General features: G+C 27.8%; 17 protein-coding genes. 9 read left to right on the top strand and 8 right to left on the bottom strand.

All coding sequences use genetic code 11. The features are described from left to right. Nucleotides 1-71: 71 nt before the first annotated feature. From AJ936_RS03640 to AJ936_RS03620, 5 genes are read right to left on the bottom strand one after another with little or no spacing between them, the layout of a single operon-like run. Nucleotides 72-737: an ATP-binding cassette domain-containing protein gene (locus tag AJ936_RS03640; protein WP_044778688.1), complete on the bottom strand. Its 666-nt coding sequence runs from the start codon at nucleotides 735-737 to the stop codon at nucleotides 72-74. Next, nucleotides 730-1440, bottom strand: coding sequence for an ATP-binding cassette domain-containing protein (locus AJ936_RS03635; protein WP_044778686.1), 711 nt, complete (start codon nucleotides 1438-1440; stop codon nucleotides 730-732). The genes AJ936_RS03640 and AJ936_RS03635 overlap by 8 nt, the downstream gene beginning before the upstream one ends. Beyond that, a complete protein-coding gene (locus AJ936_RS03630; RefSeq protein WP_074487149.1) occupies nucleotides 1437-2231 on the bottom strand; it encodes an ABC transporter permease in 795 nt (264 codons plus the stop codon). The genes AJ936_RS03635 and AJ936_RS03630 overlap by 4 nt, the downstream gene beginning before the upstream one ends. Next, entirely contained in the window at nucleotides 2218-3162 is a 945-nt protein-coding gene (locus AJ936_RS03625; protein WP_053872620.1) for an ABC transporter permease, read from the bottom strand. Before AJ936_RS03625 ends, AJ936_RS03630 begins: the two co-directional genes overlap by 14 nt. After that, nucleotides 3162-4697 carry an ABC transporter substrate-binding protein gene (locus tag AJ936_RS03620; protein ID WP_070274071.1) on the bottom strand — a complete coding sequence of 512 codons (1536 nt, stop codon included), beginning with the start codon at nucleotides 4695-4697 and terminating at the stop codon, nucleotides 3162-3164. The genes AJ936_RS03625 and AJ936_RS03620 overlap by 1 nt, the downstream gene beginning before the upstream one ends. Before the next feature lie 295 nt (nucleotides 4698-4992). On the opposite strand from AJ936_RS03620, the gene AJ936_RS10560 reads away from it, so the two are divergent. The 5 genes from AJ936_RS10560 to AJ936_RS03600 all read left to right on the top strand — a co-directional run bounded on the left by AJ936_RS10560 (nucleotide 4993) and on the right by AJ936_RS03600 (nucleotide 9344). Then, complete coding sequence (locus AJ936_RS10560; protein ID WP_250578742.1) at nucleotides 4993-5781, top strand: molybdopterin-dependent oxidoreductase; 789 nt, start codon at nucleotides 4993-4995, stop codon at nucleotides 5779-5781. A gap of 196 nt (nucleotides 5782-5977) precedes the next feature. Beyond that, a complete protein-coding gene (locus AJ936_RS10555) occupies nucleotides 5978-7261 on the top strand; it encodes a molybdopterin dinucleotide binding domain-containing protein (protein ID WP_350308163.1) in 1284 nt (427 codons plus the stop codon). A gap of 10 nt (nucleotides 7262-7271) precedes the next feature. Continuing rightward, nucleotides 7272-7928: a DMSO/selenate family reductase complex B subunit gene (locus tag AJ936_RS03610; protein ID WP_022552454.1), complete on the top strand. Its 657-nt coding sequence runs from the start codon at nucleotides 7272-7274 to the stop codon at nucleotides 7926-7928. Continuing rightward, entirely contained in the window at nucleotides 7915-8781 is an 867-nt protein-coding gene (locus AJ936_RS03605; protein ID WP_052858839.1) for a DmsC/YnfH family molybdoenzyme membrane anchor subunit, read from the top strand. The genes AJ936_RS03610 and AJ936_RS03605 overlap by 14 nt, the downstream gene beginning before the upstream one ends. After that, nucleotides 8781-9344 carry a molecular chaperone gene (locus AJ936_RS03600; protein WP_052834349.1) on the top strand — a complete coding sequence of 188 codons (564 nt, stop codon included), beginning with the start codon at nucleotides 8781-8783 and terminating at the stop codon, nucleotides 9342-9344. The genes AJ936_RS03605 and AJ936_RS03600 overlap by 1 nt, the downstream gene beginning before the upstream one ends. A gap of 87 nt (nucleotides 9345-9431) precedes the next feature. Here AJ936_RS03600 and AJ936_RS10315 read toward each other — a convergent pair whose 3' ends face one another. Next, nucleotides 9432-9632 carry a hypothetical protein gene (locus tag AJ936_RS10315; protein ID WP_180365767.1) on the bottom strand — a complete coding sequence of 67 codons (201 nt, stop codon included), beginning with the start codon at nucleotides 9630-9632 and terminating at the stop codon, nucleotides 9432-9434. Between the two features lie 365 nt (nucleotides 9633-9997). On the opposite strand from AJ936_RS10315, the gene AJ936_RS03590 reads away from it, so the two are divergent. From AJ936_RS03590 to cgb, 3 genes are all read left to right on the top strand, one after another. Continuing rightward, nucleotides 9998-11662 carry a DUF262 domain-containing protein gene (locus AJ936_RS03590; protein ID WP_070274070.1) on the top strand — a complete coding sequence of 555 codons (1665 nt, stop codon included), beginning with the start codon at nucleotides 9998-10000 and terminating at the stop codon, nucleotides 11660-11662. A gap of 189 nt (nucleotides 11663-11851) precedes the next feature. Then, nucleotides 11852-13231 carry a DUF2779 domain-containing protein gene (locus tag AJ936_RS03585; protein WP_070274069.1) on the top strand — a complete coding sequence of 460 codons (1380 nt, stop codon included), beginning with the start codon at nucleotides 11852-11854 and terminating at the stop codon, nucleotides 13229-13231. A gap of 108 nt (nucleotides 13232-13339) precedes the next feature. Next, nucleotides 13340-13762, top strand: a complete 423-nt coding sequence (gene cgb / locus AJ936_RS03580) for a single-domain globin Cgb (protein WP_044257687.1) — start codon at nucleotides 13340-13342, stop codon at nucleotides 13760-13762. A gap of 19 nt (nucleotides 13763-13781) precedes the next feature. Here cgb and AJ936_RS03575 read toward each other — a convergent pair whose 3' ends face one another. Together AJ936_RS03575 and AJ936_RS03570 are read right to left on the bottom strand one after the other, a co-directional pair. After that, nucleotides 13782-15413 carry a multidrug ABC transporter permease/ATP-binding protein gene (locus tag AJ936_RS03575; protein WP_070274068.1) on the bottom strand — a complete coding sequence of 544 codons (1632 nt, stop codon included), beginning with the start codon at nucleotides 15411-15413 and terminating at the stop codon, nucleotides 13782-13784. Between the two features lie 48 nt (nucleotides 15414-15461). Next, nucleotides 15462-16757: an MFS transporter gene (locus tag AJ936_RS03570; RefSeq protein WP_052776792.1), complete on the bottom strand. Its 1296-nt coding sequence runs from the start codon at nucleotides 16755-16757 to the stop codon at nucleotides 15462-15464. Between the two features lie 96 nt (nucleotides 16758-16853). Between AJ936_RS03570 and AJ936_RS03565 the strand changes: the two genes are divergently transcribed. Continuing rightward, on the top strand, nucleotides 16854-17651 hold the full coding sequence (locus tag AJ936_RS03565; RefSeq protein ID WP_070274067.1) for an MBL fold metallo-hydrolase: 798 nt from the start codon (nucleotides 16854-16856) through the stop codon (nucleotides 17649-17651). Nucleotides 17652-17728 lie beyond the last annotated feature (77 nt).

Here is a 17728-nt window from a genome sequence, read left to right as displayed (position 1 = left end):
AATTAAATTTACACTTTTCTTTATTTTACTCTAAACTTTCTATATTGAAACTTATATTAAAAAATATTTTTTTAAAGTTTTAATTTTTTATGATTAAATTTATAAAAAAGATCACTTTGATGGGTTATAAATATATAAGAAATATTATTTTTTTGCTGATAGTCATATAAAAAAGTTAAAATTTCTTTAGAAGTTTTAATATCAAGCGCTGAAGTAATTTCATCTAAAATCAACAATTTAGGATTTAAAACCAAAGCACGGATAAGACCTACACGCGTGGCTTCTCCTCCGCTTAATTCATAGGGTTTTTGTTCTAAAATTTGTTTTTTTAGACTAAAAAAATCAAAAAATTCTAAAATCAAGTCATCATTCTTTTGTAAATTAAAATTTTCCAAACCATCTTGTATAAGATTTTTGATTTTTTTATAAGGGTTTAAAGTCATTTTGTGATCTTGAAAGCAATACTGAATTTGCTTTCTTAAAAGTCTCTGTTTGTTTTTATCAAGCTTGTGTAAGTTAAGATTTTCATACCATATCTCACCCTCGCTTGGATCTTCTAAAAAACAAAGAATTCTAGCTAATGTACTTTTACCTGCACCACTTTTACCTAAAATCATTAAATTGTCATTTTCATTTAAAGAAAAATTGATATTATCAAAAACAATATGTCTTTCTTTTTTTAAATACCAATGCTTTTTAAGCTCATAAAACTTACTTAAATTACAAACTTTAAGCATTATAATACCTTAAAAACTCATCTAAACTATATAAATTTGAACTATTTTTTTCTAGCATAAGAATTTCATCTGCTAAAGAATTTACCAAATTTAAATCATGAGTGATGCAAACTAAGGCTGTAGTATTTTTTAATTCTTCTAAAATCGATATGATCTTAGAAGCGTTTTCTTTATCCAAAGAAGCTGTGATTTCATCACAAATTAAAATTTGGGGTTGATTTAATAATGCTAAAGCTAGGCTCACCCTTCTTGCCATACCCAAACTTAATTCATTAGCATAAGAATGCCATAAACGATCAAGATTTTCAAATCCTAATTTTTTAAAATAAGAAAAAGCGTAATCTTTTCTTTCTTTTTGTTTTAATTTTGTATGAGTTTTTAAAACAAGATGACATAAATTTCCGATATCCAAATAAGGATAAAGACTAAGCTCTGCATCTTGTAAAACAAGTGCCACCTTAGAACGAAAATCTCTAAGTTCTTCTTTGTTAAAATTAAAAATACAAGAATTATGAAAACTTAATTCATCAAAACTTATTGTGAAATTAGAATCTAAAAGTCTTACCAAAGCTTTTCCTAACAAGCTTTTACCCACTCCACTTTGTCCTAGTATCATTAAAGTTTTGCCTGTTTTTATATCTAAATTAATATCCTTAAGCAATAAATTATTCTTCAAACTGATATTTAAATTTCTTACCTTCAAGATCTTATACCCCAAATTTTTTGTAAAAAATTACCCAACCATAAAAGAGGTAAAAACAACAAAAGCAAGCTTAAAAGTGGAAAAAGTATCATCCACCAAGCACCTATAAAAACTGCTTTTGAAGACTCACTCAAAAGAGTACCTAAAGTTGGAATTTCAAATCCTAAGCCCAGTCCAAAAAAACTCAAAGTAGCTTCTGTGGCTATAGCATGAACAATATTAAATATAAAAAGTGTAAAAATCAGTGTTTTTAAAGCGGGTATTAAATCTTTAAAAAAAGCTCTAAATTTAGTTCTTCCAAGCACTATATTTGCTTTGTAAAAATCTAAATTTTCAAGTCTTTTTAATTCACTTTCTATAATTCTTGCTATGAAACACCAATGAATTAAAGCGATTAAAAAAATCATCAAAAACACATCAGAAGTTATCATGCTTTGAAAAAACATCATAAGTAAAAAAGCAGGCAAGGCTAAAAAAAACTCTAAAATACGCATCCAAAAAATATAAAAAAAACATCGTGCTAAAAACAAATAACACAAAGCAAAAATAATAGACAATAAAGATCCACCAACACCTATAATCAAAGAATTTCTCAAAGCAAAAAGCAAACGAGAAAACAAATCCCTGCCTAAAAAATCAGTCCCTAAAATATAAGTAAAATTAGGAGCTTGATGCAAATTTTCTAAATGAGTGCTTAAAATATCAAAAGGAGTCAAAAAAGGTGCGAACAAGGCGCATAAAAACAAAAAAATTAAAGGCGCAAGTATGATAAGAAATTTAAACAAAATCAAGCCTTCTTAATCTAGGATTTAAAATCCTAGCTACAATATCACTTAAAAATGTAAAAAATGCTGCAAGCAAAACACTAAAAAATATAAGCGCAAGCACAACAGGATAATCTTTAAAAATAATACTTTTAAAAAGTAAAGACCCAAGCCCCTCGTAAGCAAAGACACTTTCTACCACATAAGTTCCCATCATAAAACTTAAAGCACTTCCCCCAAAATAAGCCACAATAGGACTTAAAGAATATTTCAAAACTAAAAAATAAATATCTTTTTCCCTCAAAGCTCTAGCATATAAATTTTGAATAAAAATTTGAGAAAAACTTTCATTGATAAAATTTCTAGCAATCCTTAAAAATAACGCCAAATGTGATAAAACGAGCACCAAAACAGGTAAAATCAAATGCTCTAAACGATTTAAAAAATCATCTTCAAAGCCTATATCACTACTTCCCATAACAGGCAAAATTTTCCAAAAAATTCCAAAAATTAAAACAAACAATAAAGCTAAAACAAAAGGAGGTAAAGCAAAAAAATTAAAAGCTAAAAAAGTGATGATTTTATCTATAAAACTTTCTTTATAGTAATATCCTAAAAGTGCCAAAAAAACACTGAGTAAAAATAAAAGCATTAAGGCACTAAAACCCAAAATAAAAGTATTAAAAATTCTTTCTTTTATAAGCTTTAAAACACTTTCTCCACTTAAAAAAGAAACCCCTAAATCTCCTTTTAAAGCCTTAAAAAGCCAAATTTTATACTGCTCTAGCAAAGGCTTATCAAGCCCTAAATTTTGTTCTATTCTTTGAATAAATTCTTTACTTTGTGAATTAACTCCATTAACATAAGCTATACCGCCTTTACTAAAATAAAGCAAAGCAAAACATAAAAAAGTGCTAAAAAATGCTACGACAAGACTAAAAACTAAGCGTTTTAGCACTATTTACTCCACTCATAAACATTCCAAGTAAAACCCACTCCATGATGACCTAAAGTCCTTGCTTTGATACCTTTTAAATCTTTATTATAAACTAAAGCAAAATCAAGATAGGCTAAAAAGATAAAAGGAGGATTTTCATACAAAGCATCTATAAAATCTTTATAATATTTTTTTCTCTCTTCCAAATTTGAAGTATTTCTTGCTTTTTGCAAGGCTATATCCACTTTTTTATCATGATAATGTCCAAAATTCCAACCCTCATCATTTAAAGCACTATCTTGCGAACTTTCAAATACCCTAAAAGTGTGAAAATCAGGATCTAAAGGACTTCCCCAGCCTATTAAAAAACTATCTACTTTAGAATAATCAAAACTTCCAGCAGGTTTAGCCACTACCTTGCTTACAACTCCTATTTTTCTAAATTCGCTTTGCAAAATTCCAGCTAAACTTACCCTTAAAGGATCATTACTCATCGCCCAAATTTCAAATTCTAAAATTTTCCCATCTTTTTCAAAATTTCCATCTTTATTTTTCTTAAAACCTGCATTTACAAGTAAATCCTCGGCTTTTTTAGGATCATATTTGTAAATTTTAAAATTCTTAGGATTTGCCCAAGAACGCTCTAAAGGGTGATTAGCTACAAAAGCATAATCATGCAAAAGATTTTTTACTATACTTTCTTTATCAACTGCATAATTTAAAGCTTGTCTTACTTTTAAATCTTTTAAAAATTCATTATCAAAATTAAACATTAAAGCCCGATAATCAGCCGATTTTTCACGTAAAATTCCAAAATTTTCATCATTTTTAAAAATATTTAGCAAAGAAACATCGATTAAAGCTGCGTCTATCTTGCCATTTTTAAGCTCAGCACTAGCTATAGAAGGATCAAAAATGTGTTTTATAATAAGTCTTGGAGTTTTTACCTTATCAAGATAAAAATGTTCATTAGCTTTAAATTCAACATATTCACCTTTTTTCCATTTTACAAATTTATAAGGACCTGTACCTATAGGATTTTGATTAAAAGAGCTTGTGTTTAAATTCTCATTTTCAAGCAAATGTTTAGGAAGCATTCCTATGCTTAAAGCATCTAAAAATGCAGGATAAGGTTTAAAAAGTGTGATTTTTACATGAGAAGGATTTAAAATTTCCACACTTTTAATGTCTTCAAAATTGACATAAACAGAAGAATTGTTTTTAGGATTTTTAAAGGCTTCTATGCTAAATTTCACATCATCAGCACTAAATTTGACTCCATCATGCCATAAAACATCATCTCTTAAAAAAATATCATAAACAAGCCCGTCTTTACTAACATCCCAAGACTTAGCCAAATCAGGTTTTAAACTCATATTTTCATCAAAACGCGTAAGCCCTGAAAATACAAGATTAATCACTGCATCATGATCCTCACTATAAGCAGGATTTATCCTTGCGATTTCATTTTCAACTGCTATAATAAGTGTATCTTTTGGGATTTTTGCTTCTAAATTCACAAACAACAACATTGCAAAAATTAAAAATCTCAACATAAAAAACCTTTTTATTTTAATAACGCACAAAATTATAAAACAAAAAAACTCAACTCGCAAGCCTATACGGGGGATAAAGTTATATTTTAGTTATAAATTTATATTTAAATACTATTTTAATAAATTTTTATCATTATATTATTCAAATTTTTATTTTTTGAAGTTAAATTCATAAACGAAAAATCCATTATAAAGCCTATATTTAGGAGTTTTAAAGTCTTAATTTTAATTGAATAAAATTATTATTTGTATTATAATCGCAATTACTTTTGTCACATAAATGTAAGGAGATAACATGGAACAAAATCGTAGAGATTTTTTAAAATGGAGTTCTTTGTTTGGCGGCTTAACCTTAAGTCCTATAAGTCTAAGTGCAAATTTATTAAAAACTCCACCATTGATCAGCAAATGGGCTGGATGTAATGTAAATTGCGGAACAAAATGTCCTGTAAAAGTGCATACTCAAGATGGAATTATTAAATATGTCAGTACTGATAATGAAGGTGATGATAGCTTTGATAATCGTCAAGCAAGAGCCTGTATTAGAGGTAGAAGCTCAAGATATAAAGTTTACAATGCAAATCGCTTAAAAAGACCATTAAAAAGAGTGGGAAAAAGAGGTGAAGGTAAATTTATGCCTATTTCTTGGGAACAAGCTTTTGATGAAATTTCTGCCAAAATGCAAGAAATTAAAGAAAAATACGGCAATGAAGCCTTTTATATAAATTATGCAACAGGAACAATAATTAATCGCTGTACACAAGGTCCATGGGCTAGACTTTTAAGTCTTTATGGTGGTTATTTAAATTATCATAATTCTTATTCTACGGCTCAAATTTCAAATGCTATGAATTTTTTCTATGGTGGATCTCCTGCTAGCGATATATACACTTTACGCTCTGCAAAATTAGCTATATTTTTTGGAGCAAATCATGTTGAAACTAGAATGGGAGGTGGTGGAGTAGGCTATGCTTATCAAAAAGCCTTTAGCACCAGGAACCGATGCAGCTTTGATTGCTGTGCTAACTTATGTGATGATAAAAAGATTTACTTGATAGAACTTTTCTTGATAAATACACCATAAGCTTTAGCGAAAATACTCTGCCACAAGATACAACCAAAACTCAAGCTATGAAAGCTATGTTTTAGGACTAAACGATGGAGTAGAAAAAACTCCTGATTGGGCTAGCAAGATTACAAAAATTCCAGCACGCCGCATAGTTCAACTTGCAAGAGAAATTGCCACCATAAAGCCTTGTTTTATAGAACAAGGTTGGGGAGTGCAAAGACATTCAAATGGAGAACAAAATGCAAGGGCGATAGCAACTCTAGCTTGTATTACAGGAAATATTGGCATAGAAGGGACAAATACAGGATGTCGAACAGGGTCAAGTAAAACATATGATATAATGGGTATGCCTTTTAAAAATCCAATAAAAGATTCTATTCCTTGTTTTTTATTTACAGAAGCTATTTATCGCGGAAAAGAAATGACAGATATTAGTGATGGGGTGCGTGGCACAACACAATTAAAACAAAATATCAAATTTATTTTCAATACAGCAGGAAATTGTCTTACAAATCAGCACAGCGCCATTAAAGAAGTGCATGATATTTTAAGCGATGAGAATTTGTGTGAGTGTATAGTAGATGTTAATGTAACTAGAACTCCGTCAAATAACTACGCAGATTATATCTTACCTGATGCAACTATGCTGGAGCAAGAAGATTTTATAAGACCTAGCGCAGGATATTATAGCAATAAGCCTTATATTATTTATTGTCAAAAAGCTATCGAGCCAGTTGGCGAAGCAAAACCTATTTATGAAATGTGTCTTGAACTTGCTAAAAGACTTGGCATAGAAAAAGAATTTAGCGAAGGAAGAACACAAAAAGATTGGCTAAAATACCTTTATGAAGAAAGTATGAAAAAAAATCCACTTTTGCCTAGTTTTGAAGAAATGTGCGAAAAAGGACTTGTAAAATTTGAGCCTGTAAAACCTGTAGTGGCATTACAAAGTTTTATAAAAGATCCTATCAATAATCCTTTAAAAACTCCTAGCGGAAAGATAGAAATTTATAGCACAAAACTTGCACAAATGCAAAAAACTTGGAAATTAAAAGAAGGACAACAAATAGTGCCTATTCCTGTTTTTGAAAGCCAAAGAGAAGGGATTTTAGATCCATTAAAACAAAAATATCCTTTGCAATTTTTTGGCTATCACTACAAAGGTAGAACACATTCTAGCTTTTGGGAAATTCCACAAATTAGAGAAGCTAATCCACAAGAAATTTGGATAAATACCATAGATGCAGAGCAAAGAAGTATCAAAACGGGCGATGTGGTGCAAGTAAGAAATGACTTAGGAATCATACAAGGCATTGCAAAAGTTACTCCAAAAATCATACCAGGTTGTGCAGTAACACCACAAGGTGCATGGGCAAAATATGAAAATGGTATCGATGTAGGAACTTGTGTGAATTCTTTGGCAAGTATAGTGCCAACTGCTATTTCTAAAGGAAATGGACAACATTCTATTTTAGTTGAAATTGCAAAAGTTTAAGGAGAAAAAGATGAAATTAGAAGAAAATTCACAATTTGGTTTTATGCTAGATCAAAGCAAATGCGTAGGCTGTAGGACTTGCTCACTTTCTTGCAAGGATTATAAAAACATGCCTGTGGGGGTTAATTTTCGCCGTGTGTTTGAGACTGAAGGGGGAAATTGGACCTGTAAAGAAGATGGAAGTTTTGAGCAAAGTGTTTTTGCTTACTACACTTCTATTTCTTGCAATCATTGTTCTAATCCATCTTGTCTTAAAGCTTGTCCAACTGGTGCAACAATGAAAATAAAATGGGGAATAGTAGCAATCGATGATAGTATGTGTATAGGCTGCAAAGCTTGTGCTATGGCATGTCCTTATGGCGCACCTCAATTTAATCATGAAAGTGGTCATATGAGCAAATGCGATGGGTGTTATGAGAGATTAAAAGAAGGTAAAAATCCAATTTGTGTGGACTCTTGTCCTTTTAGAGCATTAAAAGCAGGCGATATAACAAAACTGAGAGAAGAACATGGAAATTTAGCCTCTATCACACCTTTACCTGATGCTTCTATCACGCATCCAAATTTATGTATAGTGCCTGAAAAACATAGTTTGCCTTCAGGTAATAAAAGCGCAATTTTTCATCTACCTCAAAACTACCAAGGAGTTAAAAATGACATCATTTAATCACATTTTAAGCGAAATACCTTTGGTATTATTTACTATTTTAGCACAAGCTGTAATTGGACTTAGTTTGGTTTATGCACCTGCATTTATAAATGGTTACAAAAATTATGCAAATTTAAAGTCTTTTGGATTAGCCTTAGGAATTGCAATGATAGCTGCTTTTATCCCTTCATTTTTTCATTTAAATGATATTACACACATTTTTAATGTATTAAATAGAATGGGTGTTTTTTATGCAAACAATGAATGGCACATAGGCTGGATGAATAATGAAATTTTATTTGTATCTCTTGTGTGTGCTTTGGGCTTTTTGCTTTATCTAAAAACTTCAAATTGGGTGTTTTATCTTACGCTAATATGTGGAATTCTAGGACTTTTCTTTATGAGTGGAGCTTATGGCTCCATGCAAGAAAGTGTACCTACTTGGGATTTTAAGATCACTTTGCTTTATTTTTTTGCTAGTGCTATATTTTTAGGTGCTATTGTTTATTATTGTTTTTTTGAAAATAGCGAACATGAAAGAAAAATGTCATTTTTTACAGGACTTATAGGCATAGGGCTTTTAAGTACTGCTATAGTTTTACAAACCCTACATGTAGGACAAACTTGGATTATGGGGCTTGTAAATCCTTTTGAACTTTTAGGTGGAACCTATGATTGGTTTATATCGCTTTCTTTTGCATTCTTAGGACTTGGGATTGTTACTTGGTATTTGCATAATTATTTACATGAAAAATTTAAAAGTAAATTTTTTGCTTATTTTGCCCTACTTTGTGCATTTTTAGGGGTGTTTACCACTAGAATGCTATTTTATGGACTTATAAGTACTCAAATCATGTTGGGACATTCTTAATGCAAAAATTGGCAATAGATATATTTATCAATTTTTTGCAAAATCCACCTAATCATTTTTTGCTAGAAAAACTTAAAAAAGAAGAATTCTGGCAAAATTGGTTTTTAAAAAATAATAGCAAATTACAATGCACCGCTTTAAAGCTTTTATCATCTTCAAACGAAGATGATAAATTAATAGCAAGTGATTTTACATCTTTGTTTTTAAGCGATGTTGATTATGTAAAAGCACCGCCTTTTGCCTCTTTTTATCTTGATGAAAATAAAGAAATTTATTCAGATAATTCTGACAAAGTTAAGCAAATTTTTGCGCAAAATAACTTTTTTTCTTTTTTTAATGAAGAACCTGCAGATAGCTTGATAAATGAATTATTATTTATTAGTTTTTTAATCAAAAAACAAGATGATATAACTTTGCAAAAATTCTTAAAAGAAGAATTTTTTACTTGGTTTAATATGTGGAGTTTTGATGTTTATAATAAATCAAAATCTGATTTTTACAAAGCTTTAATAATGCTAATGAAAGATTTTTTTAAAAGACTGAATAAACCTTGCTTATTCTAGCAAGGTTTTATATTTTAAGCATTTTCTACAATATCATTTATGATATTTTATAATTTTAAAAAATTTCTTTATATTTATACAATGTTTTTAAAAATTATCAAAATCAAATTTTCTAGCTTCGTATAATTCTTGCGCTACTTCAAGGCTCATTTCCCAAAAAACAGCACCCATAGATTTTGGAATATGATTTTCATCTTCGTATTTACTATTTATAGCTTGATAAACCTCATCTCCTTCTTCGCAATCGACAGCAATACTTCCTAAATAAGGATATACTAAAACCCCCAATTGGAGCAGTATCAAATATCTTATATAAGCCAACTTTAGGAAAATTTTCTTTCATAAAAGCTAAAAATTCATTTCTAGCTTTATAATCTGTCTTATTTTTATCAAAATAATTATCATATTTTGTTTCATTGATACAAAAATCATTATTTGGGATATTAAAACACATCCAAAAAGATTTTTTACCTCTTTTAATAGTATATTCTTGTATGCTACTAAGTGCTAAAGCCATTCTAATCCTTTATTTTGGCGTTTTAATAATTCTTTGTCTTTACAATTTAAGTTTTACTTAATATATGTTTATTTATAATTAAAGTGTTAAAAATTATATACAACGTATATTAAAATTTAAATTAAGGAGAATATCTATGGAAATAAAAGCCAATATAAGTAGCTTGGAAGATATATTAGCAGATAATCGTAAATTCTATCAAATACCAGACTATCAAAGACCATATTCTTGGGATAAAGAAAATTTATCAGATTTAATTGATGATTTATTTAATGCATACACAAATAATAAAAATGAAAATTATTTCTGTGGTTCTTTGGTTTTAGTGAATAATGAAAAAGATCAAAGGTTTGATATTATAGATGGTCAGCAAAGAATGACTACCTTCATAATTTTATCTTGTGTTTTTAAAGCCTTATATTGGGAACAAATAAATGATAAAGCAAAAGATTTTATATTAAAATCCATTCAAGACAGATACGAAGAAACAAAAAGGAAATTAAGATTTTTAACAAATGAATACAATCAAAATGGTTTTGAACAAAATATTTTACAAGGTATAAAATTTGAAGAATTTAAAAATATTAAAAAAATAGAAAATGACTTAAAAAATGATAAATATATTATAAATGCTTATTATTTTAAAAGCCTTTTACAAAATAAACTAAATGAATATAAAGAAATAAAGATAAATGATTTTATAATTTGGATATATGAAAAAGTAGTATTAACAGTTATAATTTGTCCATCTCAAGATAGTGCTATTAAAATATTTAATGTTTTAAATGATAGAGGTATGCCACTAAGCCCTGTTGATATATTAAAATCATCATTAATGTATGAGTTAGATAATGAAGATAGAAAAATATTTAAAGCAACTTGGAATTCTATAAATGACAATATTAAAAATAATGGGCTAGAGCTATTTTCCTTGTTAAATACATATTTATATTACACCATAACTTCAAATCCTAAAACTAGATTGGATAAAGAATTATTAGATAATTTTAAAAAAAATAATAAAAATTCATTAGAAATAATTAATGATATACAAAAATTTTCAAAATCATATATAGATTTATTGAAAATGGAAGATAAGTATATTTACCTATTAAGATATTTAAGACATGAAATATATTGGACTAGTATTTTAACAACAGCTTTATTTAATAATTATGAGTATTTTGATGAGCTTAAAAAATTATTACTATCTTATTATTATAAAAATTGGATTGCTGGAAATACCATTGCCACAATAAAACAAACAAGTTTTAGAATTTTAAAGCTAGTAAAAGAAAAATCTAATATTCAAGAAATAAAAAATGAAATATTAGAAAATATAAAAAATAATAACATGGAAGAAAATTATATAGAAAATTTAGAATATTATTATGTTTATGGCAAAAAATGGGATAAACCTATTTTATTAATGCTAGAATATTTTGCTACAGATAATAATCATCATAGTTTTATACCTTTGGATGCAAATATACAAATAGAACATATATTGCCTATAAAATATAAAGAATATAATTGGGATAAAATATTTACAGAAGACGAAAGAGAAAAATGGACTAATTCTTTAGCAAATTTAACATTAATATCTATGAAAAAAAATGTACAAGCATTAAATTATGATTTTGCTAGAAAAAAAGAAATTTATGCAAACAAAGATAAAGTTAAAACTTGCTACACAATAACCCAAGATGTAATACATAACTATAACGAGTGGGATGTAAATTCTCTTGAAAGAAGAAAAAAAGAACTAATAGAAAAAATTACAAATATTTTATCTTTTTAAGCTATGATTTTCATAGCTTAAAATTAGATACTTTTACTCTATAAATTTTTATATAATTTCCAAAAAATTTCCAAAAGGCAAATAATGTTTTTATCAAAATCAAAATATACAAAAGGCATACAATGTGCTAAATCTTTATGACTAAACACTTATAAAAACGAAGTATTAAGTACTCCGAATGAGAATACTTTGGCTAAATTTAGCACGGGCAATAAAATAGGTGAATTAGCCTACAAACTTTTTCCAAGCGGTGTAAAGATAAAATTTGAAAACAGTTCTTTTGATGAGAAATGTGAACAAACTAGACAATTATTAAAGAACAATCAAGAAATTATTTATGAAGCTACTTTTTGCTATAACGATATTTTGGTTATGATAGATATTTTGCAAAATACCAAAGAGGGTTTAATTATAAATGAGGTTAAAAGCTCTACTTCTTTAAAAAATATTTATACAGATGATTGTTCTTTGCAATATTATGTTTTATCAAATTTAAATTATAAAATCAAACAAGTAAATTTAATCTACTTAAACAATGAATATATTAGAGAAGATTTTCTTGATATAAATAAACTTTTCATAATCAATGATATCACAAAAGAAGTTTTATTATATCAAGAACAAGTCAAAGAAAATTTAAAATATTTTGAAGAAATTTTAAACAAAAAAGAAGAGCCAAATATTGACATAGGAACACATTGTTTTAATCCTTATGAGTGCGAAAGCTATGAATACTGCTGGAATAAACAAAGAAATTTATGTGAAAATGAAAATATTTTTAATATTTCAAGACTTAATACAAATAAAAAATTTGAATTTTATTATAAAAATATAATCGATTTAAAAGATATCAAAGATCTATCGAACTTTAATGAAAATCAGCAAATTCAAATCAAAGCTTCGCTAAATAAAGAAATTTATATAAACAAAGATAATATTAAAAAATTTTTAGATACTCTAAATTATCCTATTTATCACTTAGATTTTGAAACTTTTATGCAAGCTGTACCTGAATTTAAAGGTATAAAACCTTATATGCAGATTCCCTTTCAATACTCTTTACATATAGATCATAAAGACAAACTAGAACATAAAGAATTTTTAAGTGAGTGTGGAGTTGATCCAAGATATGAACTTGCAAAAAAATTAATCAATAATATTCCAAAAGATGTTTGCGTGCTTGCTTATAATGCTAGCTTTGAAAAAGGCGTGATAAGAAATTTAGCAATTACTTATCCTGAATTGAGCGAGTATTTGCTAAATATAGAAAAAAATATCAAAGATCTTATGCTTCCTTTTCAAAACAAAGATTATTATCATTATAAAATGCAAGGGAGTTATTCTATAAAAAAAGTTCTACCCGCTTTAATTCCTGATATGGAGAAAGCTTACAAAGACTTAGAATTGATCCACAATGGAAACGAAGCCATGCAAAGCTTTGAACTTATGCAAAATATGGATCAAAACACACAAGTTAAGTATCGTAAAGCCTTGCTTGAATATTGCAAATTAGATACCTTAGCAATGGTAAAAATTTTAAAACATTTAGAAGAAATTACAAAATTTTAAAAATATTTAAATTAAAATTTCTTATAAATATCTCAATTTTAACACAAGTCAATTTTTTTCTCCTTTTTAAGATATAAAATATCTCTTTTACAATAAAAAGGAGAAATTATGACAAAAGAACAAATTCAAATCATCAAAGATTGTGTGCCTATTTTGCAAAAAAATGGAGAGGATTTAACTAATGAGTTTTATAAAATAATGTTTAATGATTATCCTGAGGTAAAACCTATGTTTAATATGGAAAAACAAATTTCAGGAGAACAACCAAAAGCTTTAGCGATGGCGATTTTAATGGCAGCCAAAAATATAGAAAATTTGGAAAATATGAGAAACTTTGTTGATAAAGTTGCCATAACTCATGTTAATTTAGGGGTTAAAGAAGAGCATTATCCTATAGTTGGAGCTTGCCTTTTAAAAGCTATTAAAAATCTTTTAAATCCTGATGAAGCCACCCTTAAAGCTTGGGAAGTTGCTTATGGAAAAATTGCTGAATTTTATATCGATATAGAAAAAAAGCTCTATGATAAATAATATAAGCCCATTTTGGGCTTTAATCAAATTTTTCTACTAAATTTTTAGCTAATTCCTTTATATTCTCACCCTTTAATTCGCCGATTTCACCATTTTGAGCCAAGAAAATTCTATCAGCACTATCAAAATATGCATCATCATGTGTGATAGCAAAGATTGTTTTACCTTGCTCTTTTAGCAAAGGTAAAAGTTTTTTATAAAAAAATCTTCTAAAAACAGGATCTTGATCAGCCGCCCATTCATCAAGCACTAAAATATCCCTTTCTTCAAGCAAGGCTATAAGCATAGCTAAACGCTTTTTTTGCCCTGTAGAAAGTTTGGTTAAGGTCAGTTCATTATCTTTGACACTTGTTTTATCTTTAAGTTCTAAAAACTCCAACCAAAAAGCAATTTTTTCTTCGCTTGCAAAATTTTCTTTATTTAAGGTTTTAGTAAAAAGATGAAAATCGCTAAAAACAGCAGAAATAAGAGATCTATACTCATCTAACTTTTTATCATCTATAAGCGTATCATCAACATAAATTCCGCCTTTGCTTGGCTTAAAAAGTCCTGTCAAAAGCATACAAAAAGTGGATTTACCACTTCCATTTTTACCTATTAAAAATACCAATTCACCTTTTTTAAGTTCTATATTTACAGGATTTAAGTGAAAATTTTCTTCATAAGCAAATTGAGTATTTCTAAAAGAAATTTTTTTCCATTCACTAATATAATGTGTTTTTTTAAAACCTTCTATATAATCATCTAATTCCAATTTTGCGATCTTATCCAAAGCGATTTTTGCCAAAAGCAAAGTAGGAAAAGATCCTATCATAGATACTAAAGGGGTTCGTAAAAACAAAATAGAAAGAGCTATAGTTGTAGTATCTGCAACACTTGCCCATTCAAATTTTAAAGCTAAGTAAAACTCTACGCCCACTAAAGCCAAAAGAGTTACATTTGTCCAGTTGTTTGAGAGATTGTTAAAAAGATTGCCTAAAGTACTATTTTTCTTTTTCAATCTTGCATTATTTTCAAATTCATCTTCATAGTAAAGCTTGGCTCTATCGCGATTGATCAAAAGTTCTTTATGTCCATCTAGTATATTTTGGTAATTATTTTGTAAAGCATCATCATTTTCCCTTGCCTTTCTAAAATACTGATATACTTTCATCATCAAAAAATTATTAGTAATAAAAATAACCATAATCCATACCACACACAAAGCAAAAATTTGTGGTGAAAGATAACATAAATAAACACTAGTGCATAAAATCAATATACTTGATTGTAAAAAATCAGGCAATCTTAAAAGCCCAAAAGATATATTTCTCACATCACTTCCCAAAGAAGCTAAAATTCTAGCCTTACCTACTTTAGCCACTCTTAATAAAGGAGTGTCTAAGATCTGCTTTACTACGCGCCTTTGCATTTTAAAAATAAAATTTTGTCCAAAAACACTAAGTCCAAGTTCAACTATGGTAGAACTTATAAAAAATATCAAAAGCAAAACAATAAAATAAAAAATAGGAATGTTTTGTGCATTTTTAAGCAAATAATCATTGATAAAAACAAGAGTTAAAACTCCAACAGCACTTGTAATAAAAGAAAAAAGCAAAAAAGAAATCAACTTTAATTTATTTTGCTTAAGTAATTCGATAATAAAAGGCATTTATAAACTCCAAAATATAATTTTAATTATAACATTTTAGAGTGATTATCAAAATTTTATTTTATCTTTTACTATAAAAACAGCACAAATAGCCAATAACGCTAAAAAAATCATATATATACTCATACCATATAAAAATGGATTTTCATTTTTACTCGCGAGTGTATTAAGCCAAAAAACGAGTTGCGGAGTAATACCGCCTGAAATTGCATAAGCAATATTATAAGAAAAAGAAATTCCTGAAAATCTTATTTTAGCTCTAAAAACTTCACTCATTAAAATAGGTGCAAACACATTAATCCCACCTAAAAAACAAACAATCGAATACAAAATACACACCAAAACCAAATTTTTAAGCTCGTATAAAGCATAAAAATATAAAAAAGAAAAAAATACAAAAGTTAAAGAAAAGAAAATGCAAATTTTAAATAAACCAAATTTATCTACAAGATAACCCATAAAAGCCCCGCCTAAAGCTATTCCCAAAATTCCTAATATCTGTAAATAACTTCCTTCAACCCCACTTAAATTTAAAATATTAGGCATAAATTTAGGCATCAATAAAACAAGCACAATAACACAACCTGTTAAAACCCAAGTCATCATCATTGATGAAAATAAATTTTTTACAATATCCTTTTCTTTAAATAAATCTTTAAGTGGAAAAGAACTAAGCGATGATTCTTTTTTCATTTGTTTAAAAACAGGAGTTTCTTGCAAAAATCTACGCAAATAAATAGAAATAATCCCAAAAATTCCACCTACAAAAAAAGCAATACGCCATGCATAAGCAGCAATTTCTTCTATACTAAAAAAAGCATTAATGATTAAAAATACTATACTTCCTAACAAAATTCCTAAAGCCATAGCTGAATTTAAACAGCTTAAAAAGAAAGCTTTTTGTTTTTCTTGACAATGCTCTCTTACAAAAACCCAAGCTCCAGGCAATTCTCCACCTATAGCTATGCCTTGAAAAATTCTTATAAGTATCAATAAAACAGGAGCTAAAAACCCAAGAGTTTCATAACCTGGAATAAAAGCTAAGACAAAGGTAGGAAGAACCATTAGTAAAATACTTAGCATAAACATATTTTTACGCCCAAATTTATCTCCAAAATGTGCCATAACTATACCACCTAAAGGACGTGCTAAATATCCAGCTGCAAATGCTCCATAAGTATTTAATAAAGCCCAAAATTCACTCATATCTTTAGGAAAAAATACATTGGCTATATATTCAGCAAAAAATACAAAAATAATAAAATCATAAAATTCTAAAGTTCCTCCTAGTGAAGAAAGTCCTAAGATCTTAATTTCCTTTGTTCCAAATTTTGATTTTCTCATTGATTAATTACCTTAAATTTTAAAAACATTGTTTTTATTATACTATAATCATTTCCAAAATATTATCTAAAAAATTTAAGGATAAAAAGGATAAATATGTTTAATTTTATAACCACCCTTTTAAAAACCAATCTTTATTTTTTAGAAGAAAAAACCACAAGCAAAAGTTCAAATCAAACCCATATAATCTCACTTAAACAATCTGATGATGAATTTTTAAATTTATTATTTTCTTTTTTAGTGCCGCAAAACGATGAAGATAAGAATTTTATAGAAAAAACTCGCACAAAAATCAAAAGAAATGAGCATAATATTGCTCTGATAAAAAATCCAAATTTTAATGCTTTAATAGACACAGGGTTTTTAGATACTATTGATACATTAAAAGAAAAATTACATATCCACAAAACCGATTTTAAAGATATCACTCATATTATCTTAACACACGCGCATCCTGATCATATAGGAGCTTTAATGAGCGAAGAAAATCTTTTTCCAAAAGCTCAAATTTTAATCGATAAAAAAGAATATGATTTTTGGATCAAAAGCGATAGACAAGAAATTAAAAACACCTTGCTTAAACTTAAAAATATAGAATTTATTAACCACTCTAAAGATTTGATCTTTCAAAATTCAGGCATTAAAGCCATACCTGCTTATGGACATACCCCAGGACAAAATGCTATCATAATTGATGATAAAATAGTCTTTTGGGGAGATTTACTTCATCTTTATGATATACAAATCCCAAAACCTAAAATCGCTATAAAATTTGATATAGATCAAAATGAGGCTATACAAACAAGGGAAAAACTACTTAAAGAATTTAAAGAAAGAAAACTCAAAGTTATAGGGACTCATGCATCTTTTATCGAACCTGAATTTTTAGATTAATTACTTAAAAATTACTAAAAATTAAGTAAAAATTTTAATAATTTTTGCTAAAATTATAGCCTTTTTATTTCATGAAA

This window comes from Campylobacter sp. BCW_6877 (assembly GCF_001762445.1).
GTDB classification, from domain to species: Bacteria; Campylobacterota; Campylobacteria; order Campylobacterales; family Campylobacteraceae; genus Campylobacter_D; species Campylobacter_D jejuni.
This window is presented reverse-complemented; position numbering and strand designations above follow the sequence as displayed.

Coding starts and splice junctions, on each gene's coding strand:
- AJ936_RS03640 (WP_044778688.1), bottom strand. CDS start 737: ATGCTTAAAGTTTGTAATTTAAGTAAGTTTTATGAGCTTAAAAAGCAT.
- AJ936_RS03620 (WP_070274071.1), bottom strand. CDS start 4,697: ATGTTGAGATTTTTAATTTTTGCAATGTTGTTGTTTGTGAATTTAGAA.
- AJ936_RS10560 (WP_250578742.1), top strand. CDS start 4,993: ATGGAACAAAATCGTAGAGATTTTTTAAAATGGAGTTCTTTGTTTGGC.
- AJ936_RS03610 (WP_022552454.1), top strand. CDS start 7,272: ATGAAATTAGAAGAAAATTCACAATTTGGTTTTATGCTAGATCAAAGC.
- AJ936_RS03605 (WP_052858839.1), top strand. CDS start 7,915: ATGACATCATTTAATCACATTTTAAGCGAAATACCTTTGGTATTATTT.
- AJ936_RS03600 (WP_052834349.1), top strand. CDS start 8,781: ATGCAAAAATTGGCAATAGATATATTTATCAATTTTTTGCAAAATCCA.
- AJ936_RS03590 (WP_070274070.1), top strand. CDS start 9,998: ATGGAAATAAAAGCCAATATAAGTAGCTTGGAAGATATATTAGCAGAT.
- cgb (WP_044257687.1), top strand. CDS start 13,340: ATGACAAAAGAACAAATTCAAATCATCAAAGATTGTGTGCCTATTTTG.
- AJ936_RS03575 (WP_070274068.1), bottom strand. CDS start 15,413: ATGCCTTTTATTATCGAATTACTTAAGCAAAATAAATTAAAGTTGATT.
- AJ936_RS03570 (WP_052776792.1), bottom strand. CDS start 16,757: ATGAGAAAATCAAAATTTGGAACAAAGGAAATTAAGATCTTAGGACTT.
- AJ936_RS03565 (WP_070274067.1), top strand. CDS start 16,854: ATGTTTAATTTTATAACCACCCTTTTAAAAACCAATCTTTATTTTTTA.